The 21,000-nt window shown below is 65.3% G+C and carries 17 protein-coding genes; 12 read left to right on the forward strand and 5 right to left on the reverse strand.

Going from position 1 to position 21,000, the window contains the following annotated elements; genetic code table 11:
• Nucleotides 1–130 precede the first annotated feature (130 nt).
• The 3 genes from AC1RQC_RS09225 (at nucleotide 131) to AC1RQC_RS09235 (ending at nucleotide 3,978) form a co-directional block, all read left to right on the forward strand.
• A complete protein-coding gene (locus AC1RQC_RS09225) occupies nucleotides 131–1,615 on the forward strand; it encodes an NAD-dependent succinate-semialdehyde dehydrogenase (protein WP_492883023.1) in 1,485 nt (494 codons plus the stop codon).
• A gap of 46 nt (nucleotides 1,616–1,661) precedes the next feature.
• A complete protein-coding gene (hpaI, locus tag AC1RQC_RS09230; protein WP_492372182.1) occupies nucleotides 1,662–2,465 on the forward strand; it encodes a 4-hydroxy-2-oxoheptanedioate aldolase in 804 nt (267 codons plus the stop codon).
• A 112-nt stretch (nucleotides 2,466–2,577) separates the two neighbouring features.
• Nucleotides 2,578–3,978 carry an FAD-binding oxidoreductase gene (locus AC1RQC_RS09235; RefSeq protein ID WP_492372278.1) on the forward strand — a complete coding sequence of 467 codons (1,401 nt, stop codon included), beginning with the start codon at nucleotides 2,578–2,580 and terminating at the stop codon, nucleotides 3,976–3,978.
• A gap of 151 nt (nucleotides 3,979–4,129) precedes the next feature.
• On the opposite strand, the gene AC1RQC_RS09240 is transcribed toward AC1RQC_RS09235, so the two are convergent.
• The gene (locus AC1RQC_RS09240) at nucleotides 4,130–5,329 is read right to left on the reverse strand and encodes an MFS transporter (protein ID WP_492883025.1); all 1,200 of its coding nucleotides are present in this window, start codon (nucleotides 5,327–5,329) and stop codon (nucleotides 4,130–4,132) included.
• A 93-nt stretch (nucleotides 5,330–5,422) separates the two neighbouring features.
• On the opposite strand from AC1RQC_RS09240, the gene AC1RQC_RS09245 reads away from it, so the two are divergent.
• The 8 genes from AC1RQC_RS09245 to AC1RQC_RS09280 all read left to right on the forward strand — a co-directional run bounded on the left by AC1RQC_RS09245 (nucleotide 5,423) and on the right by AC1RQC_RS09280 (nucleotide 14,450).
• A complete protein-coding gene (locus AC1RQC_RS09245; RefSeq protein ID WP_492372184.1) occupies nucleotides 5,423–6,817 on the forward strand; it encodes an aminotransferase-like domain-containing protein in 1,395 nt (464 codons plus the stop codon).
• Nucleotides 6,818–6,923: 106 nt separating this feature from the next.
• Nucleotides 6,924–7,469 carry a DUF1697 domain-containing protein gene (locus tag AC1RQC_RS09250; protein WP_492372185.1) on the forward strand — a complete coding sequence of 182 codons (546 nt, stop codon included), beginning with the start codon at nucleotides 6,924–6,926 and terminating at the stop codon, nucleotides 7,467–7,469.
• Nucleotides 7,470–7,507: 38 nt separating this feature from the next.
• Nucleotides 7,508–8,101 carry a thioredoxin domain-containing protein gene (locus AC1RQC_RS09255; protein WP_492372186.1) on the forward strand — a complete coding sequence of 198 codons (594 nt, stop codon included), beginning with the start codon at nucleotides 7,508–7,510 and terminating at the stop codon, nucleotides 8,099–8,101.
• A gap of 69 nt (nucleotides 8,102–8,170) precedes the next feature.
• A complete protein-coding gene (locus AC1RQC_RS09260) occupies nucleotides 8,171–8,980 on the forward strand; it encodes a YbaY family lipoprotein (protein ID WP_492883027.1) in 810 nt (269 codons plus the stop codon).
• 492 nt (nucleotides 8,981–9,472) lie between these two features.
• Complete coding sequence (locus tag AC1RQC_RS09265; protein ID WP_492883029.1) at nucleotides 9,473–9,925, forward strand: hypothetical protein; 453 nt, start codon at nucleotides 9,473–9,475, stop codon at nucleotides 9,923–9,925.
• Nucleotides 9,926–10,224: 299 nt separating this feature from the next.
• Nucleotides 10,225–10,599 carry a DUF2946 domain-containing protein gene (locus AC1RQC_RS09270; protein ID WP_492883031.1) on the forward strand — a complete coding sequence of 125 codons (375 nt, stop codon included), beginning with the start codon at nucleotides 10,225–10,227 and terminating at the stop codon, nucleotides 10,597–10,599.
• A gap of 84 nt (nucleotides 10,600–10,683) precedes the next feature.
• On the forward strand, nucleotides 10,684–12,999 hold the full coding sequence (locus AC1RQC_RS09275; protein ID WP_492883033.1) for a TonB-dependent receptor: 2,316 nt from the start codon (nucleotides 10,684–10,686) through the stop codon (nucleotides 12,997–12,999).
• 11 nt (nucleotides 13,000–13,010) lie between these two features.
• Complete coding sequence (locus AC1RQC_RS09280; protein WP_492883035.1) at nucleotides 13,011–14,450, forward strand: PepSY-associated TM helix domain-containing protein; 1,440 nt, start codon at nucleotides 13,011–13,013, stop codon at nucleotides 14,448–14,450.
• On the opposite strand, the gene AC1RQC_RS09285 is transcribed toward AC1RQC_RS09280, so the two are convergent.
• The 4 genes from AC1RQC_RS09285 to AC1RQC_RS09300 form a co-directional block, all read right to left on the reverse strand.
• The gene (locus tag AC1RQC_RS09285) at nucleotides 14,434–16,557 is read right to left on the reverse strand and encodes a TonB-dependent receptor (RefSeq protein WP_492883037.1); all 2,124 of its coding nucleotides are present in this window, start codon (nucleotides 16,555–16,557) and stop codon (nucleotides 14,434–14,436) included. The genes AC1RQC_RS09280 and AC1RQC_RS09285 overlap by 17 nt on opposite strands.
• 204 nt (nucleotides 16,558–16,761) lie before the next feature.
• On the reverse strand, nucleotides 16,762–17,955 hold the full coding sequence (locus tag AC1RQC_RS09290; RefSeq protein WP_492811279.1) for a CaiB/BaiF CoA transferase family protein: 1,194 nt from the start codon (nucleotides 17,953–17,955) through the stop codon (nucleotides 16,762–16,764).
• 52 nt (nucleotides 17,956–18,007) lie between these two features.
• Nucleotides 18,008–18,964, reverse strand: coding sequence for a tripartite tricarboxylate transporter substrate binding protein (locus AC1RQC_RS09295; protein WP_492883291.1), 957 nt, complete (start codon nucleotides 18,962–18,964; stop codon nucleotides 18,008–18,010).
• Nucleotides 18,965–19,115: 151 nt separating this feature from the next.
• Nucleotides 19,116–19,997, reverse strand: a complete 882-nt coding sequence (locus tag AC1RQC_RS09300) for an HpcH/HpaI aldolase/citrate lyase family protein (RefSeq protein WP_492372194.1) — start codon at nucleotides 19,995–19,997, stop codon at nucleotides 19,116–19,118.
• Nucleotides 19,998–20,092: 95 nt separating this feature from the next.
• Between AC1RQC_RS09300 and AC1RQC_RS09305 the strand changes: the two genes are divergently transcribed.
• A complete protein-coding gene (locus AC1RQC_RS09305; protein WP_492372195.1) occupies nucleotides 20,093–20,962 on the forward strand; it encodes a LysR substrate-binding domain-containing protein in 870 nt (289 codons plus the stop codon).
• Nucleotides 20,963–21,000: the final 38 nt, after the last annotated feature.

Below are 21,000 nucleotides of genomic sequence, written 5' to 3' on the forward strand. Positions count from 1 at the left end.
TTCTTTGCCTACTTTCTTGGCAAGACAAGAAAGTAGGTCGCCGCCCCGCAGGGGTGGTGAAACTGCAGTTGCAGTTGTCATTGAATTCAAGCAGTTGCAGTTGCAGTCACCCCCCCATATCCCAAAAACCATGCCATCCACCCCACTCCCCCTAACCCACCCAGCCCTGCTCCGCACCGGCAACCTAATCGGCCAAGCGTGGTCAGCCGCCCACACCGGCCACCGCCTGAATGTCACCAACCCTGCCACCAACACCGTCTTCGCCTGCGTGCCCGACAGCGACGCCCAGGATGCCATCCAGGCAACCGATGCCGCAGCCGCAGCTTTCCCAACCTGGAGCCGCCGCACCGCCCGCGACCGCGCGCAGATCATCAAGCGCTGGCACGCCCTGATCCTCGAACACCAGGAAGACCTGGCCCAGATCATCTCCGCCGAACAGGGCAAGCCCATCAAGGAGGCCCGCGGCGAAGTGCTGTACGGCGCCTCCTACGTAGAGTGGTTCGCAGAGGAAGCCACCCGCATCAGCGGCGAGATCGTCGCCGAGTCCGTCCCCGGCCGCAAGATGCTGGTGCTCAAGGAACCGGTGGGCGTGGTAGCCGCCATCACGCCGTGGAACTTCCCGCTCGCCATGATCGCGCGCAAGATCGCGCCCGCGCTGGCCGCCGGCTGCACCGTGGTGGCCAAGCCCGCGGAAGACACCCCGCTGACCGCGCTGGCGCTGGTCTACCTGGCGCAGCAAGCCGGCCTGCCCGCCGGTGTGCTCAACATCGTCACCGCCTCGCGCGCCAATACCCCCGCCGTGGTCGATGCCTGGCTGGCCGACAGCCGCGTGCGCAAGATCACCTTCACCGGCTCCACGCCGGTGGGCAAGCACCTGGCCCGCGAATCCGCCGGCACGCTCAAGAAGCTGTCGCTGGAGCTCGGTGGCAATGCGCCGTTCATCGTGTTCGACGACGCGGACGTCGATGCCGCCGTCGATGGCCTGATGGCCTCCAAGTTCCGCAACGGGGGCCAGACCTGCGTCTGCCCGAACCGCGTCTATGTACAGGCTGGCGTGCACGACCATTTCGTCGCGCGCCTGTCGCTGCGGGTGGCCGCGCTGCAGGTCGGGCCTGCCACCGAGGACGCGTCGCAGATCGGCCCCATGATCAACGCGCGCGCCGTGGAAAAGATCGCCCGCCATGTCGAAGATGCCGTCGCCAAGGGCGCCGTGGTGATGACCGGCGGCGAACGCGTGCGCCTGGCAGACGGCCCGCACTACTACGCGCCCACCGTGCTCACCAACGCCACGCCGCAAATGGCGCTGTCGTGCGAAGAAACGTTTGGCCCGGTAGCCGCCGTGTTCCGCTTCACCGATGAAGCCGAAGTGATCCGCGACGCCAACGACACGCCCTTCGGCCTGGCCGCCTACTTCTACTCCAATGACGTGCGCCGCATCTGGCGCATGGCGCAGGCGCTGGAAACGGGCATTGTCGGCGTCAATGAAGGGGCCATCGCCTCGGAGGCCGCGCCCTTCGGCGGCGTCAAGGAATCCGGCTACGGGCGCGAGGGCTCGCGCCACGGGCTGGACGACTACATGCACACCAAATATATTTGCCAGGGCCTGCTCGGCTAAGACCCGGCGGCATCCCACCCACGCCCACGACATTCCTCGGAACACCATGCCCGCACAAAACGCATTCAAGGCCGCGCTGGCGGCCAGCCAGCCCCAGATCGGCCTGTGGCTCTCGATGGCATCGCCTTATCTCGCCGAAGTCTCGGCCACAGCCGGCTTCGACTGGCTGCTGATCGACGGCGAGCACGCGCCCAACGACCTGCGCGGTACGCTAAATGCGCTGCAGGCGATCGCCCCGCACCGCTCGCAACCGGTGGTGCGCTGCGTGGCCGGCGAAGTCCCGCTGATCAAGCAGTTGCTGGATATCGGCGCGAAGAACCTGCTGGTGCCGATGGTGGATACCGCCGAGCAAGCCGCCGCGCTGGTATGCGCCACCCGCTACCCGCCGCAGGGCATCCGCGGTGTGGGCAGCGCCGTGGGCCGTGCCTCGCAATGGAGCGCACGCGCCGATTACCTGGATGTGGCCGACGATGAGATCTGCCTGCTGGTGCAGGCCGAAACCGTGAAGGCCCTGGCGAACCTGGATGCCATCTGCGCTGTCGACGGCGTCGACGGCGTCTTTATCGGCCCCGCCGACCTGGCCGCCTCCATGGGCCATCGCGGCAACCCGGGCCACCCCGAGGTGCAGGCCGCCATCGAAGGCGCCATGCGCACCATCGCCGCCAGCGGCAAGGCCGCGGGCACGCTGAGCTCCGACCCCAAGCTGGCGCGCCGCTACCTGGATCTGGGCTGCACCTTCGTGGCGACAGGCGTGGATGTGCTGCTCTATGCCGGCGCGGCACGCCGGCTGGCCGCGGACTTCATCGGCACCGGCGCCGCGCCCGCGGCAGGGCCGTCTGCCGCATACTGATGCCCGCCACCGCAATCACAGAACACGACAGAACACGACAAAGCACGCCAACATGCCGACTGATTCCCACACCGCCCCTGACACCAGCGCCACCAGCGCCACCCTGGCCGCGATGCAAGCCATCGTCGGCGCCGGCGCCTGCCTGAGCGGCGACGCCGACACCGAGTCCTACGTCACGGATTACCGCCGCATCTATCGCGGCAAAGCCCAGGTGGTGGTCATGCCATCCACCACCGAACAGGTCAGCCAGGTCATGGCCTGGTGCCACGCGCACGATGTGCCGGTGGTGCCGCAAGGCGGTAATACCTCGCTGATGGGCGGCGCGGTGCCCGACGACAGCGGCACCGCGGTGCTGCTCAGCCTGGGCCGCATGAACCGCGTGCTGGCCGTGGACACCATCAACGACACCATGACGGTGCAGGCCGGCGTCACGCTCAACGCGGCCCGCACCGCAGCCGAGCAGGAGCAGCGCCTGTTCCCGCTGCGCATCGGCTCGGAAGGCTCCTGCCAGATTGGCGGCAACCTGGCCACCAACGCAGGCGGCACCGCCGTGCTGCGCTACGGCAATATGCGCGACCTGGTGCTGGGCATCGAGGCCGTGCTGCCCGATGGCCGCATCTACTCGTCGCTGCGCGGCCTGCGCAAGGACAACACCGGCTACGACCTCAAGCAACTCTTCGTCGGCTCGGAAGGCACGCTCGGCATCATCACGGCGGCCGTGCTCAAGCTGATGCCGCAGCCGCGCGCCAATGCCGTGGCCTTCGTGGCCGTGCAAAGCCCCGAAGCCGCCGTGCGCCTGCTCGGCGTGGCCAAGCAGCATGGCGGCCAGGCCGTCACCGCGTTCGAACTGATCTCGGCGCCCGCGCTGGAGCTGGTGCTCGAATACCTGGGCGACGTGGCTTCGCCGCTGCCCGCGCGGCACGACTGGATGGTGCTGATCGAGCTGACCTCCGGCGGCAGCGACGAAAGCCTCAATGCCACGCTGATGGAAATCCTCGAAGCCGGGCTGGCGCAAGAACTGGTGCTGGACGCCGCGGTGGCCGCCAGCCTGGCCGACGCCCAGCGCTTCTGGCGCATCCGCGAGGAAATCTCGGACGCGCAGACCCGTACCGGCGGCAGCATCAAGTGCGACGTGTCGGTGCCGTTGTCGCGCATCGCCGCGTTTATCGGCGACGCCTCGGCCAAGGTGCTGGCACTGGAGCCCGCCGCGCGCATGGTGATCTACGGCCATATGGGCGACGGCAACGTGCACTTCAACCCGCTGCGCCCCAAGGACCGCAGCGCCGCGGACTTCCTCGGCCAGTGGTACGCACCGATCTCCGAGGCGGTGGACACCCTGGCCCACGCGGAGAACGGCTCGATCTCCGCCGAGCATGGCATTGGCGTGGCCAAGCGCGACGACCTGAAGCGCTACAAATCACCCGTGGAGCTGGAACTGATGTGGCAGGTCAAGCGGGCACTGGATCCGAAGAACCTGCTCAATCCCGCCAAGATGCTGCCAAGGCTGGACTGACGGAAAGCGGGCTCCGGCGGCCTATCAATGCGGAACATTCTCACTGATAATCCGCCGGTTCCTGCCTTTGAAAAAAACGGAAGCCGGTGGTTATTGGTTTCTCACCATGCGCAGGTAATTCCGAATTACAGGCTGTCGTTGGGAAGCCGGGCTAAATCGTCCGATATCTCCTGATAGACGATCGCAGCGCCATGGACAGCGCGAGCAAAACGGTCGCCGCAATGATTCCGCCGTCGAAGATCCAGAGCGCCGAATGCACACCGACCCGATCCGCCAGCGCACCGCTCGCGATGACCGGCACGCTGAATCCGAAATACGCGAAGAGGAAATAGCCGGACGTTGCCCGAGCCCGGTTGGCGTCGGTTGAACAGGTTGAATTCGCGGCGAGGCCTGCGAGATAGGTAAAGCCGTAGCAAGCCGCGCTCGCGAGCATCGCGCCTGACAGCAGCAACGGCAACGACGAGAAGACGACGCCCACGATCAATACGGTGAAGCCGCAGGGTACGAGCAGCATGCCCAGGCGCAACGACCGCGGAGGCGATAGCTTGCGCGCCACAGGCTGGACAACGAGTCCGGTTGAAATCACGAAGAACGTGGAGAACCCCGTCCACGCATCGTGCCCATGCGCGGCGAGCGCCACCGGGACCAGAGCGATCACCATCCCGACGGCCGACCAGGCAATGAGGATCGCAATGCTATAGATGAGCGTCTGCCTGGGAAAAACGGGCATGCGAAGCCACGCCGACGACCGCGGGAACGATGGCTCCCGGATCATGGCGAGCAAAACCACCCCGCAAGCGGCGCAAAATATGTAAGCACCGTAGGTCGCGGGGGTCTGTTGAGACGGCACCGCCAAGAGACAGAGGCCGGTCGCCAGCGCGCCGCAGCCGAAGCCCAGCGAGGTGGCCGCCGCAACGATGCGCGCGGCCCGCGCAGCCGCCGCTGGCCACGGCCCGATCAGTTCGACAAGGAACTGCGTGCCGCTTCCGGCCATCAGCCCGGTCGCGATGCCGCACAATCCGCGTGCCGCTGCTAGCGCCTCCAGCCGGGGCCACATCATCGGCAACGCGGTTGCTGCGGATGTCAGCAGCAGCGCGCCGATCAAAGGCAATTTTCGCCCTACGCGATCCGATAGCCCGCCAAGAAAAACCAGCGTGGGCACCAATCCGGCCACGTAACAAGCGAAGGCAAGCGTCTGCGCCCCCGCGCCCATCTGGCTTGCCCGTGCGTAAGTCGTGTAAAGCGGCGCCTGCAGATTCACCGCACCGGTAATCAGGAACAGCGTCAGGGCCACCACCCGGACGGGCCATGGGCCCGCCTTCGCGGTGGAACGGACCAGGGGATCAAGCATGGATTCGTGGGCAAGGGATCGAGGGAACTTAGTATTGGCCCTCGGGGATATTAGTGCAATAATTTCATTGCACTAATATCAATCCAAGAAACGATGGCTGCCCCTGCGCGATACCTGGAACACGTTGAAAGACTTGCGTCGCTGATACAGGACGGCACGCTCGAAGCGGGCAGCCGGTTGATGGCGCATCGCGATTACGCGGATGAGCATGGCATCGCCGCCGCGACTGCCGCCCGCGTTTATCGGGAACTCATTGACCGCGGACTGGCGATTGGCGAAGTTGGGCGGGGTACCTTTGTCCGCGCACAAGAGACACAGGCCGCTGCCGAGTTCTCTCAAATCAGCGAACGCGAGCCCGGCCTGATCGACCTGGCATTCAACTATCCGGTCCTGCCTGAGCAGGCCGCACAGTTGCGTCATGCGCTTCGCCATCTCTCCGACAAGGGGGACCTGTCGACCCTGCTGGACTATCACCCGCATCCGGGGCGTCGCGAAGACAGAGAGATGGCGGCAAAGTGGTTCTCCACCGCCAGCGCGCCAATCGATGCCGCGGGCATCATGGTCTGTGGCGGCAGCCAGCACGCCCTGAGTGTCATTCTCGCAAGCCTTGTCACGCGGCGTGATCTGGTTGCCGTGGAATCCCTGACCTACCCCGGTTTCAAGAGCGCGGCAAAACTGTTGGGCATCCCCTTGGTCGGCGTACCAATCGACGACGACGGCATCGTGCCGGAGTCCCTCGATGCGGTTTGCCGCAAGCATGCAGGCCGGGTACGCATCGTCTACACGATGCCCACGGTTCACAATCCCACCGGGAGCGTGATGCCGCTCGAGCGCAGGCTCGCCTTGATCGAGGTCGCGCGTCGCCACGACTTGCTACTGGTCGATGACAGCGTGTACGGCTTTCTCGAGGCTTCGCCTCCGCCAACGCTGCGCAGCCTGGCGCCAGATTGCGTAATCGAAATTCACAGCCTGTCGAAGAGCGCGGCCCCAGGCTTGCGAGTGGGCTATATTGTCGCACCCGAACGGCTCAGGGAACGGCTCCATGAGGGACTTCGCGCCACGTTGTGGTCCGCAAGCGCCATGACGGCCTCACTGGCCACCGCATGGATGCGGGATGGCACGCTGGCGCACTGGATCGTGGCGAAGCGCGACGAGGCGCGCTTGCGGCAAGACCTCGCGCGGCGCATCCTCGGGGCGTGGCCCATCAAGGCGCACCACACCAGCTTTCATCTTTTGCTCGACCTGCCGAAACACTGGAGACCCGATGACCTCGTCGTCGCGTTGGCACGGCAAGGCGTGACAATCACCCCCCTGGCCGCGTTTGCCGCGCCTGATGTGTCGGCAAGCCGTACGATAAGAATCGCCATGGCGGCGCCTGCCACAATCCGGCAACTGGAAGCCGGGCTCCTGGCCGTGGCGCAGACGTTAGACGGACCACGCCAGCGTGACGCGTTGCAGACGGCCAGGAACGTACGCCCCAGCCCTTGACGCGGGTCTCGATGTGATAGAGCTCGGTCAGCCGGGCCACTATGGTCGGCTCCTACATAGAAGCGACGCAGTCTATACTTGCCGTTTAGCAGCCGAGACATTCACGATGGCGTCGAACCATGAAGACAAGATCATTCTGTTGCGCGGTGTAACGCCGACGGGAAAGAACAAGGTGCTCATGGCACCGCTGCGCGCTGCGCTGGAAGAAGCGGGGCTCGGCAACGTGAGAACCTACATCCAGAGTGGCAACGTCATTGCTTCCACGAACCTGAGCCAGTCCGCCATCGAGGACCTGGTTCACGATGTCATCAAGGAACGGTTTGGTGGCGATATCAAGGTCCTGGCAAGGTCGGCGCCGTACTTCAACAAAGCGATGGAGAACAACCCGTTCAAGGGCGCCGATCCCGCCAAGCTCTATTTCACGCTGCTGTCAGCCGGGCCTGAAGATGCGTTGCTCGAAGCGTTCCATGCGCTTGGACATGCGCCAGACCAGGTACAAGTGGTCGGCGACATGGCGTATGTGTTGTGCGCCACGAAATACAGTGACCTGAAGGCCAACAACAATTTCATCGAGAGAAAGCTCAAGGTGGCCGCGACGACGCGTAATTTCAATACGATCTCGAAGCTCATTGCGCTTGGTGCTATTGGCTGACGGCTTTCCCGCTGAATTTTCTTTGAAACGATCTCCATATGAAAAGAACACTACTGCTGCCGATCTGCGCAGCGCTCATCGTCCAGATTCATGGTTGCGGAGAGAAAGCCAAAGTCGACGCGAATCCCGCGCCGTCCAGCGTTGCCCAGCAGCCGGCTGTCACGCTGTCGATCGAGTCCGTGGCAAGCAACACGCACGGTTTCAATGCCGGCAATGTGCTCAGCGCCAGGAAGATCTATATCTTCTTTGATCCGCAGTGCCCCCATTGCGGTGAGCTCTGGAAGGCAGCGAAGCCACTGCTGTCGTCCGCGCATTTCATCTGGATCCCGGTCGGACTGCTGACCCCGGAAAAATCCGCGCTGCAGAGCGCCTACCTGCTCGGTAGCCAGAACGCCGTCAGGGAAATGGACAATCATGAAGCCTTGCTCGATGCGCGCAAGGGTGGGCTTGAGGTCTCCGCCGCACAGACCCCGGAAAATGCCGTGAGCCAGGTCAAGGCCAACACCGAGTACTTTCTACGTTTGAATCTGGACAGCGTGCCGTTTGCCGTATATCAGGGCCCTGGGGGCGAGATGTTGACGTTTTCGGGAGCGCTGACTACCGATGCACTCAAAGAGCGGCTTGGCATATAGTCAGCCGTTGTTTCCCAACCTGGCAAACTACCTGATCGTGATGGCATGAACGCTTCACGATTCCACCCAATGAACCTGAGAACAGACAAGACCATGTGGAAGCACCCCGTACGCCAAACCCTTGCCGCATTCGCTGCCATCCTGGCGTTACCTGCGCTGGCCGGTATCGTGACGGGCACGGCGACTTATCGTGAGCGTATCGCGCTGCCTCCCGATGCCGTGTTCGAAGTCACGCTGCAAGATGTGTCGCGCGCCGGCGCGCCAGCCCTGGTTATCGGCCGGTCCACGCTGGATCCGGCGGGCCAGCCGCCCTTCCATTTCGGGGTTGCCTACCAGGACCAGGCGATCGAGCCTGGCCATCGCTACGCCGTGCGGGCGGTGATCCGGCAGCATGGCCGCTTGCTGTTCACCACCGACACGCATGTCCCGGCACTGGGCGGCAACAACGCGCCGCTCCAGTTGCAGCTGGTATCGGCTTCCAGGGGCGAGGGGAAGCCATCGGGAAAGCCAACAGCCCAGGTGCCTGACAGCCCGTTGCGGGGGACCTACTGGAAGCTCACGCGGCTGGGCGATGCGCCGGTCAGCGTGGCGGAGCACCAGCGCGAACCGCACCTGATCCTCGCCACGAACGACGCGCGGCTGTCTGGCAATGGCGGCTGTAACAGCCTGATGGGCGGCTATGAAGCCGATGGCGACCAGCTTCACTTCAAAGGCCTGGCGGGCACCATGATGGCCTGCGCGCAGGGCATGGCCCAGGAAACGCAGTTCCTGCACGCTCTGGAAACGGTACGGCGCTACCGCATTGCGGGCCGCCAGCTCGACCTGCTCGGCACCGGCAATGCCGTGGTGGCGAGCTTCGAGGCTGTAGCGCTGCGGTAGAAGAGAGGCTGTCCATCTAAGGGGGGCAGCTGCTCGCTTGAGTGTTGTCATGCACGGCCCAGGCTGAAGTCCAGGCCTGGCTTGGGCGCAGGTGACTGCGGCCACCTCACAGCGGATACAGGCCTGACCGCAAGCCGTGATGCACGTCAATTCGCATCATCTGGTGCTGGGCGCGCTGCGCGACCGGCGCCTGTCAGCGGTCGCGGATCGCATGGGACTGGCCGCGCGGTCAGCGCGCTAGCCACTGGTTGCCCCCGCCGAGAACCATCAAGAAAGCGCCACTTTTTGCAGACAAGCCACACAGGTCACGGGTAAAGTGCAGCTTCCGTCGCGTGCCACCACGCCACGTGCTGGGTCGCATCGCCCGTCAACCCGTCAACCCGATCGACGGATTGCCGCCGTGGGCGGTAGCGCTCAGGCCTCACTCAAATCGGCTTTTCTGACCGGCTTTCCGACTTCTTACCTATTTACCTATTACTCCGGAGCGTGACGATGAATCTAGATTCCGATTCAATTTTTTCCAACCTCGACAAGGCGGCCGCAGAGGCCCGCGCACAGGGTGACAAATGGATTGTGATCGATCGCATCTACGAACACCTGGATGCGCTAGAAAGCCAAGACTATCAAGATGTCCTGGCGCGCATATTGGCCCTGATCGAAAAGTATCCCGAGCTGGATTATGGTGGTCCTGGCCCCTTCGGGTCGCTGATTGAGCGCCAGCCCGTCGGCGCCTATGCGGCGCAGTTGCTGGCGTCATTAAAGCGGCAGCCGAGCACGCAAGTGGTAGCGCTCCTGGACCGCATGATGCGCATGGACGAAGCTGAGCGAGAGGGGCAAGGCGGCCCAACCGTTGCGGCCTTCCTGGATGCGCTTGACGCGGTGCTGCGGCATCCCGCCGCGAACGACGATTGCAGAGAGTTTGCGCGGATGTGCCTGACTCCGTGAGCGCCAGGACCTGCTGTTTGGAAGCCGCATATCTGCTACGCGAGCTCACAGTAGAAATGCCGTATCAGGCGCACTAACACAACCTCTTTGCTGTTGAGCGTCGGAATGGCGCGGATACCCAGAGTGGCGCGGCTTCGGTTATCGCACCACAATCGCGCCACTTCTGATGAGAATCGCGCCAATCTCCTGTGCCTTCGGTACATATCCCGGTTGCGCCTGTGTCAAAATGACGCGCAGCCTGCCTGATCGCACCTCGCCTTGGCTGGGGTAGACTGCGCCGCGCCCGCTCGCAACTAACAATGACGCTTATCCGCCGCATCCGCTTGACCGCATGGCTTGGCCTGATCGCCATGTGGCTCATCGTGCTTGCGCCGGCAGTCAGCCAGTTTGTGGCCGCGGCCCAGGCCAGCGATCCCGCAGCCGTCATCTGCTCGGCCGCCCACCCGGGCGATGCGCCGCATGACATGCCGGGCAGCTCGCTGAACGCCTGCGGCTATTGCGATCTGCTGGCGGACCATGTGCCGCTGCCTACCCTAGCGCCTGCGGCGCTGTCGGCGATCCCGCTGCTGGTGGTCGCTACGTCGCACGTGCTGGTCACCCGCTTCACGCCACTCGGGGCTTTTCCTTCAGGACGCCCCAGGGACCCTCCGGCCCTGCCTCAATCCAGTCTGTAAGCAACGCACGCCCTTTGGCGTGATCGTGGCGTCCGCGCGCACCTGCGCACGGGCGCCGGACAACGATGTGAGGTAGACCCAATCATGCGCACGCTGCTGCCCCTAGTCATCCTTGGCACCATCGGCACGCTGGCCGAGGCCGCCGACGAACAGAGCCTGCCGGCGGTCCAGGTGACCGAAACTCGCTCGTTTGCCGAGAAAAACCAGTTGCCGCAGACCACCGCGAGCATCACCGGCGAACAAGCCGCGCAGGCCATCAACGTGATGGGCGCGGAAGACGCCCTGAAATACCTGCCCGACGTGCTGGTGCGCAAGCGCTTTATCGGCGACACCCAGTCCCCGATGGCGACCCGCACCACCGGCATCAACGCCAGCGCGCGCAGCCTGATCTATGCCGACGGGGTCTTGCTGTCGACCCTGATCAACAACAACAACGGCAACGGCTCCCCGCAGTGGTTCATGGTGACGCCGCAATCGATCGACCGGGTCGACGTCATGTACGGCCCGTTCGCCGCGGCGTATCCGGGCAACTCCTACGGTGCCGTGACCGAGATCACCACGCGGATGCCGAAGACGTTCGAGGGCAGCCTGGAAGTCACGGGCGCCATCCAGCAGTTCAGCAAGTACGGCACCGACCAGAACGAGCCGGCGCAGCAGGTCAGCGCCACGCTGGGCGACCGCACCGGAAAGTTCTCGTGGTGGTTCAGCGCGAACCACCTCAACAGCTTCAGCCAGCCGCTTAGCTTCGCCACGGTCGGCCAGTCGACGGCCGCCGCCGGTGCCGCCCTGCCGGTCATCACCGGCGCGTACGCCGACCGCAACCGGACCGGCGGCGCCATCCAGGTAATTGGCGCTGGCAATTTCATCCATACGCTGCAGGACAACGCCACCGTCAAGCTGGGCTACGATTTCACGCCAACGTTGAGCGCGGTCTACACGCTGGGCTATTGGCAGAACAGTTCGAAAGCGAGCGCGCAAACCTACCTGAGCACGACATCCGGGTCGCCCTTCTACGGCGCGTCAGCCGGCAACGTCAATATCGGTGGATTCGCGTACAGCGCCAGCACCATCGCGGGCCAGTTTTCCAGCAACAACGTCGATCAGGAACACCTGATGCAGAGCCTCAAGGTCGGGACCCGGACGCAAGGGCTGTTCGACTGGGAGGCCATAGTCAGCAATTTCTACTATCTGCAGGATTCGAGCCGCTTGTCCACCGGGCTCCATCCGGCGGCGCTGACGGGTGGGCCTGGCCGGACCACCGACATGAGCGGCTCCGGCTGGTCCACCTTCGACGTCAAGGGCATCTGGCGGCCGCAGGGCATCGCCGGCGCGAACATCGTCAGCTTCGGCGCCCACTACGACCAGTTCAAGCTGAGCAGCCCGACCTACAGCACCACCAACTGGGTCTCCGGTGGCAATGGCGCCCTGTTCAGCACCTCGCAGGGCAAGACGCAGACCGGCGCGCTCTGGCTGCAGGACGTTTGGCGCATGACACCAAGCCTGCAGGCAACGCTGGGCGGCCGCTATGAGATGTGGCGCGCCTATGACGGGTTCAACTACGCCATTGGCAGCAACGGCGTGGGGGTGCCGATCCAGCAGCCCAGCCTCGACAAATCCGGCTTCTCCCCCAAGGCGTCGCTGACATGGGAGGCCAGCCAGCTGTGGTCGGTGACCGGCTCGTTCGGCAAGGCGCTTCGCTTCCCGACGGTCGGCGAGCTCTACCAGAGCGTGCAGACCGGGACGACGTTCACCCAGGCCAATCCGTTCCTGCAACCGGAGCGCGTCCTGTCTGGCGAACTTGCCATCGAGCGCCACACCAGCGAGGGCAAGCTGCGTGTTTCCGCCTTCAGCGAGTACGTCAAGAACGCGCTGATCTCCCAGACCTCGACAATTGCCGGGTTCGCCACGCCCGTCTCCTTTACGCAGAACGTGGGCAAGACACGGCAACTGGGGCTCGAGCTGGCCGGCCAGCAAGACCATGTGCTGATCAACGGCCTGACGCTCTCGGGCAACGTCACCTATGTCAACTCCCGGATTCTCTCGGATGACAGCTACGTGCCGACCACCCCTGGCGCGACGGCGGTCGGCAAGCGCGTGCCCTACGTGCCCACATGGCGCGGCACGGTAGCGGCAACCTATCGGCCTGACAACAAATGGGCTTACACGCTGGCCGCGCGCTATAGCAGCCGCGTGTACGCGACGGTCGACAACACCGACATCAACCCCGCGACCTACCAGGGCTTCGAGAGCTTCTTCGTGATGGATGCGCGCGTGCACTACCAGCTAGACAAGCATTGGAGCGGTGCACTGGGCGTGGACAACCTGAACAATCACAAATACTTCCTGTTCCACCCCTTCCCGCAGCGCACGTTCTACCTGAGCCTGAAGTACACCCTTTGACAGATCCCGCCATGTCCCAGCCTCTCGAACGGCCGCCCATGCGCGCGCAAGCCACACAGACCTCGCCGGCCGCAGCGGCGTCTTATCGCATGCTCTGGCGGTGGCACTTCTACGCCGGGCTCTTCGTCGCACCCTTCCTGGTCGTCCTGGCGATCACCGGCACGATCTACTGCTTCCAGCCGCAGATCGAATCGCTGCTCTATCCGCAGTTGCTGCGCGTGGAGCCCGTGGGCGTGAAGCTTGCCGCCCAGTCCTTGCTGGACCGGGCATGGGCCCAGGCGCCAGAAGGCGCCGTGGCGACGACGTACACCGTCGATTCGTCCCCGCGCGCCAGCGCCGAGTTTGTCTTTCGGCTGCCGTCGGGCAAGAGCGAAAGCCTGTACCTGGACCCGTACACCGGCAATTTTCTCGGCAGCCTGAGCGTGGAGGACCGGCTGATGAAGCAGGTGCGCATGCTGCATCGCGCGCTGCTGCTGGGCAAGACCGGGGAGTTGCTGATGGAGCTGGCGGCATGCTGGTCGCTGGTGATGATTGCCACGGGCGTCGCGATGTGGTGGCCGCGGCTGCGCGACAAGGGCGGCAAGGCCTTCGTGATGGGCAAGGCCGCCGGCGGGCGCGGCTGGTGGAAGGAAGTCCACCTGGTCATCGGCGCCTGGATGGTCATCGGCGCCGTGGCGTTCGTGTTGTCCGGTTTGCCCTGGACCGCATCGTGGGGCAAGCAATTCAAGGCGATCGCGACCGCAGCGCGGCTGGGCAATCCGGCCGGCGCATGGGGCGACGCGGGGGTCCGGTCGACACCGGGCGCGGCCAGCATGGATGCGCTTCCCCTCGCTGCAGTCCCCTGGGCGGTCGGCATGGCCAAGGTTCCGTCCGGCACGTCGCCGGCAGTGGGCGCTGCCACGATCAGCCTGGACCGCGCCGTGGCGATCGTGGCCGAGAACGGTGTGTCGAGCGGCTACCAGCTCGTGCTGCCGAAGTCAGCCACCGGTGTGTTCACCGCCTCCTATTTCCCCGCGGATCCCAAGGTGGAACGCACGCTGCATATCGACCAGTACACCGGCAAGGTGCTCAAGGACATTCGCTACGGCGATTACGGCGCGGTGGCGCAGGCCATCTCCTACGGCACGTCCCTGCACATGGGCCGCTACTTCGGATTGGCCAACCAGATTGCGTGCACGGTGATCTCGCTGGGCCTGATGCTGCTCGCCGTGACGGGCCTCGTGATGTGGCTAAAGCGCCGGCCCGCGCGCGCCCTGGCCGCGCCGTCATTCCCGCGCACGCTCCCGCCCATGCGGGCGTGGGTGATTGGCCTGGGTCTGCTGGGCGCGGTGTTCCCGATGATGGGCGCCACGCTGGCGATGGTCTGGCTGCTGGATCGCTGGTTCGCACGGCCGGCCGCCGTGCGGCGGGCTGCGCCAGACGCTGCCAGTCCGCTCAGAAGCGGTAGTTGACGCTCAGTTCGACCCGCCGGCCAGATCCTTGCAACCATTGCGTGGCGTTGTAGTAGGCGGTGGTGACGTAGCGCTTGTCGAAGACATTGAACCCGCGCAGCGCCAGCGTCGTGTCCCGGCGCGCGCGCCATTGGAGCGACAGGTCGGTGGTCGTATAGGCCGGCATCTCGAGCGTGTTGGCGCGGTCGGCGAAGCGCCGGCCCACATAGCGCAGGCCTGCGCCGGCGGTCCATGCCGGGTGGAAGCGCCACGTCACCCAAACGTTGGCCAGCCGCTCGGGCACGTCCGTGGGCACATTGCCACTACGGGAGACCGCTGCGCCCCCCACGGACTCCGTGAAATCGTCATAGCGCGCCTGCAGCAAAGCGGCATTGGCATCCACGCGCCAGCCGGAGAGAAACGCCAGCCCGAAGGTGGCTTCCAGCCCCTTCGACGACTGCTGGCCCACCTGCACGCTGGCCGAAGGATTGGCAACGTCACGCGTGACCAGGTTCTTCTTGACGATCCGATAGGCGGCCAGCGTCAGCTCGCCCTTGCCCTGCCAGAAGCCCTGCTTGACGCCGACTTCAACCTGGCGACCGGTGGAGACGTCAAAGTTGCTGTTGGCCGGCGTCAGCATCAGCAAGGCGCTGACCGGATCGGCCGCTTGCGCGTACTGCGCGTACACGGCGAGATCCGGCGTCAGGTTGTATACGGTGCCAGCACGCCAGCCAACATTGGAAAACGTCCAGTCGAAGGCCGCCTGCCCGGCCACCAGGTCACGGCGCGACAGGTCGGCGCGGTCATAGCGCAACCCGCCCAGCACGGACCAGCGCGGCGTCACCTCAAGGCGATCCTCGGCAAACAGCGCGTATTGCGTCGCCTCGTTGCGATAGCGCGGCGTGGTGCCCGCCACGTTGATGAACGTACCGCGATCGAACACATAGGGATCCACCGCCGATGTGCCTGAGTACGGCGAATTATTGGTATGCGTGAACGACGCCCGGTTGACGTCGAAACCCACCGACACGCTGTTCTTCATGCCAAAAAGATGGTGCCGGAACGTGGCATCGGTAGTATTGCCGACCTGCCACTGGTCGTGCAGGATCTCCGTATAGGACGAACGGCTGACCAGCCCCGTGGCCGGCACGTAGTTGTAGTACTCGGCATTGCGCCAGTGCCGCTTGCTGTCGATGTAGTAAAAGCGCGAGCGCACCGTGGCATCGGCATTCGGTGTCCACTGCGCGGCGAGCTCCGTCCATTGGTCATCGAACTTGAGCAGGCTGTCGCCCACGTTGTAGTTCTTGCTCCGCAGCGCCGCGTCCTGCTGCCCGTTGACCAGCGGCACGCCGAAGTAGCGCTGCGGCTCCTGCCAGCCTTTGGCATAGCTGAGCTTCAGGCTCAGGTCCGGCGTGGCGTCCCACTGGATGGCACCGGACAGCGACAGGTTCCGGGAGTCGCCGAGATCGACGGATCCGTCGGACCGGTTGCCGCTCACATCGAGCCGGTAGGCGAGCTTGTCGTTGATGGCGCCGCCGCTGCCGAACGCCAGCCGCTGTGTATTCTCCGTGCCCAGCGCGGCCTGGATTTCACTCTCGACCGGGCCACGCGCTGGCTTCTTCGGCACCACGTTGACCACGCCGCCGATGGCGCCCTCTCCGTAGATCACCGAAGCCGGGCCGCGCAGCACCTCGATGCGCTCGACGGACCAGGTATCGAAGGGGAACGTGATGCCGATGCCGCCATACTGGCGAATCCCGTCATAGAGCTGCATCACCGAAGTCGAGCCCGTGAAGCCGCGCGCCGACAATGCGGCGCCGCCGTTGCCGGGGTGGCCGAGGCCGGACATCCCGGGCGCGCGGGTGATGGCATCCACGAGCGATGCGTCGCCGCGTTCTTCCAATTGCTCGCGCCGGATGACGTCGACGCTGGCCGGGGTCTGCATGGGCGTCAGTCCGAGATTGGAGCCCGTGGATGCCCGCCCGCGCAACGCGGACTCCGGCGCGGCGGAGACAGTGACCGGGGCAAGGTCGGGCGCTTCGCGAAGTGCGTCCTCAGCGTAGGCGGGAAAGCCGGCGGTTGCGGCGGCGAGTGCAAAGCAATGATGTCGAAGCGAGGTGGGGAGCATGAATGGAGGCGCGCTGAGTCCGGAGAGTTGTCGGCTCGGAGCGCCACTCGTGCGAGTGGCGCTAGAGGCGCGAAAGTCTACCCAGCGGCCTGACATCAAAGGAATGCGGCAATGCGACGCATTGGGCGCATTGCGTGGTCGCGCCATCCATGCAGCGACCATTTGCCACGGGCTTGTCGATGAATCAAAGCCCGGCGAGATCGGCTACATCTCCTCGCTCACCAACCTGTCCGCCTCCGCCTTCACCCTCTGCCCATGCTGATCCAGCACCGGCGCCGCGAACGGCTCGGGCCCGGGCGTGCGCCCGAACTTGATGGCACGGGTAAAGCCGCGATACCGGCCCACGGTGGGATGCTCGAACGTGGTCACCATGCCTTCCGCCTGCACCTGCGGGAAGTCGAACATATCTTCCACGGAGCGCGCGGCAGCGCAGGGCACCGCTTCGCCGAAGTGCGCCTCCCATTCCAGCGCGGTGCGGGCTGCCAGCGCGCGGTGCAGCATGGGGACGATCTCATCCTGATGCTGCGCGCGCTTGCGCACGCTGTCATAACGCTCGGTGGTGAGTTCAGCCAGGCCGGTTTTCTCGCAAAGCGCCGCCCAGAAATGCGGCGTGTTCGCGGAGATGTAGAGATAGCCTTCCTTGGTCGGATGGATGCCGGTGATGCCGCCGGAGCGCATGTCGCGGCCAACCTCCCTGGGTTCGTTGTCCGCCCAGACCATGCGGGCCGATTGCATGGTCAGCGCCGCGCGCAAGAGTGAGATGCCGACATACTGGCCTTCGCCGCTTTTCTCGCGCTCGTAGAGTGCGGACGCGACGCCGCCGGCGACCAGCGCCGAGCCGTAGTAGTCGACGACCGAGCCATAGAGAATCTCTGGCGCGCCGCCCTGCTTGCCCTGCAGCGTGCACATGCCGGTCATGGTCTGCAAGACCTGGTCGTAGCCGGCCTTGTCCTTGAGCGGGCCATCTTCCCCATAACCGGTCACGGCGCAATAGATCAGGCGCGGGTTGACCAGCTTGAGCTGTTCGTAAGCGATGCCCAGCCTGGGCGGCACGGTGGGCCGGAAGTTGTGCACCAGCACGTCGGCGGTGCGCACCAGCGCCATCAGCCGCTGCAGGTCGTCGGCTTGCTTGAGGTCCAGCACCACGCCCAGCTTGCTGCGGTTCACGCCCAGGAAGGCGCGGCTCTCGGCCTCCAGCGAGGAAGGGTACTTGCGCAGGTTGTCGCCGGCGGGCGGCTCGATCTTGATGACCTCGGCACCCTGGTCGGCCAGCAGCGAGCAACCATAGGGGCCAGCTATGTAGGCGCTCAGGTCCAGCACGCGCAGGCCGGACAGCGGGCCCGGCTTGCCGGTGCGCTCGCTCAGTGGCGCGGCGCGGTCATCAAAGGGGGGACGCATGGAAATCTCCGGAAACAGGAAATAGAGGCAGTAGAGGCAAGGCGGGCGAGCATCAGTCCACGACGATGTTCTGGCGCTTGGCGAGCGTCTTCCACCGTTCCACGTCCTGCCCGATGATGGCGGCGAACTGGGCCGGCGTGACGGGCCTGGCTTCGGCGCCCTCCTTCAGGAAGGCCGCTTTGATCTCGGGCTTGGACAAGATGGTGTTGACGGCGGCGTTGAGCTGGCTGACGATCGCCGGCGGCGTGCCGGCCGGCGCCAGCAGGCCCCACCAGAGTTCGAATTCATAGCCCGGCACCGCGCTGGACATGGGCGTGAGATCCGGCGCGATCGGGCTCGGCTTGAGGCTGGTGATGCCAACGGCGCGTACCTTGCCGGCGCGCACCATCGGCAGCAGCGAGGGGCCGCTGGAGATCAACAGCTGTGTCTGGTCGCCGATCAGGTCGGTCACGGCGGGACCCATGCCGCGATACGGGATATGCGTGATGAACAGGTTCCCGGCCCTGGCCTTGAGCAGCTCGGTGCCAAACTGGTTGACGCTGCCCGGCCCGCTTGAGGCGTAGTTGTACTTGCCCGGCTTGGCGCGGATCGCCGCGATCAGTTCCTGCGGCGTCCTGGCGGGAAACGCATTGTTGACCGCGACAATGAACGGCCCTTGCGCAAACATCGCCACCGGCACAAAGCTCTTGACCGCATCGAACGGCAGCTTGGCCTGCACCGCGGCATTGGTCGTCATGCTGGACGACACGGCGACCAGCGTGTACCCGTCCGGGGCGGACTTGGCCACGATGCCCGTGCCGGTATTGCCGCTGGCGCCGGGCCGGTTGTCGATGACCACGGGTTGCTTGAGCTCCTCGCCGATCTCCCTGGCGACGATGCGAGCGAAGATGTCGTTGGAGCCGCCCGGCGGATAGGGCACAACGATGGTGATGGGCTTGCTTGGATATCCGCCCTGTGCGAACGCCGCGCCGGATACCAGGCTGGCAATGGCCGTGGCGGCCAAGGCCACGCTACGGGAAATGGATACGAATGCGGATGCGGTTGCGGTTGCGGTTGCGGTTGCGGTTGCGGTTGCGGTTGGTGTAGTCAAAGTGTCTCCTTCTGTTTTTTTGTTTGCCCCATGCGATGCAGCCTGATCCCGGCAGCGGATCCCGGCGGAGTCAGGCAGGCAGCAATCCAAGGCGCCTGGCGGTAGCCACGATGGCTTGCGCCCGCTTCAGGAACGGCGGGTCGATCATCTTTCCGTCCACCACGTAGGCGCCCACGCCCCTGGCCATCGCATCGCGCGCGGCCTCCAGTACCCGCGCCGCATGCCCGATCTCCTCATCGCTCGGGCGGAAGGCCTGGTTGGCCAGGGGGACCTGGCTGGGATGAATGCAGCTCTTGCCAAGAAAGCCCATGCGGCGCGACAGCTCGGCCTCGGCACGGAAGCCGGCTTCATCCTTGATGTTGGCAAACACCGTGTCGTAGGCGAATACGCCGGCCTCGCCGGCTGCCATGCGCACCGCGTACATGGCCTGCTGGATCGCCGCGCTTTCGCGCCGGGCGATGCCCAGCGGCTCGAACAGGTCGCCCAGGCCAAGCTGCAAGCCAGCCACGCGCGGGTGGGCCGCGGCCAGTTCGCCGGCCAGGCGCAGCGCCTTGGGCGTTTCAATATTGAGCAGCAGGCGGACCGGGCTGTCCACGCCATGCGCAAACCCGTTGACCCGTTCCGCCTGCTCGATGGCGGCGGCAGCGCGGCGCACGTCGTCGGCGCTCTCGGGCTTGGGCAGGTTGATCAGGTCCAGGCCGGGCTGCACCACTGCGGCCACGTCGGCCGCAAAGTGAGGGGTGTCCATCGCGTTGACCCGGACGATCAGGGTCTTGCCGCTGGCGCGGGCCTGGCCCGAGCGCAGCAGCTCGCGCAGTGCCTCGCGCGCTTGCGGCTTGCGCTCCTGCGCCACCGCGTCCTCGAGGTCGAACGAGAGCCCGTCCGCGGCGCTGGCCAAGGCCTTGTCGAACAATTCCGGGCGGGAGCCGGGGACGAACAGTTTGCTTCTCATGGCAATGTGAACCGATGGCTTTGGAGTGCGCCAGTGTGTGTCACGCCATAACAAAGATAAACTATGTATCTCTTTCTTTAATCGATAGAAAATGTATGGAGACAGCCTACCTCAACGCGTTCCTGGTCGTCGTGGATACCGGCTCCCTCGCGCAAGCCGCCCGGCGGCTCAACGTGACGCCCGCCGCCATCGCGCAGCAGATCCACGTCCTGGAGCGGGAGCTGGGCACTGCCCTGCTGGGCCGTGCCGGCCGCACCGTGGCGCCGACCGAGTCGGGCGCACGGCTCGCCGAACGCGCGCGCACCTTGCTGCGGGACTTCAGCCAATTGCGGGATTGGGTGAATGAGGTGGAAGCACCGCGCGAACTGCGCCTGGGCACGATCAACACTGCGTTGCACAGCCTGCTGCCGGAAACGCTAGCCGGGTTCGCCGCGGAGCATCCGGGTGTCTCCGTGTTTATCCAGTCGGACAAATCGGCGGCGCTGTATGACGCCGTGAAAAACGCAGAGCTGGATGCGGCCGTCTGCCTGCACCCGCCCTTCGCGCTGCCCAAGACCATCGTGTGGGAACTGCTGCGTGAGGAACCCCTGGTTGTACTGGCGCCCGCCCGGCTGGCCCGGCGCGATCCGCACGAACTGCTGCGCACCGAGCCGCTGATCCGCTACGACCGCAGCGTGGGCGGCGGCAAGCAGGCCGACCGGTACCTGCGGCAGGCCGGCATCGCCGCGCACGAGCGGTTCGAGCTCAGCTCGCTGGTGGCGATCGCCATGATGGTCGACCGGGGGCTGGGGGTGTCTCTGGTGCCCGACATAGCGTCGCCGCTGACGGCAGGCCTGCGCATCGCCAAGCTGACGCTGCCCGAAGCGACCGAGCCGCGCCGGTTCGGCATCTTGTGGCAACGCTCGTCTCCCCGCACGCCGTTGATCCACTCGTTGCTGCGGCACGCGCGGCAGGCAGCCGCCTGAGCGCTTACTGGCGCCGATCCGGCGCCGATCCGGAGATG

The sequence above is a fragment of the Cupriavidus sp. GW822-FHT03E04 genome (assembly GCF_058801495.1).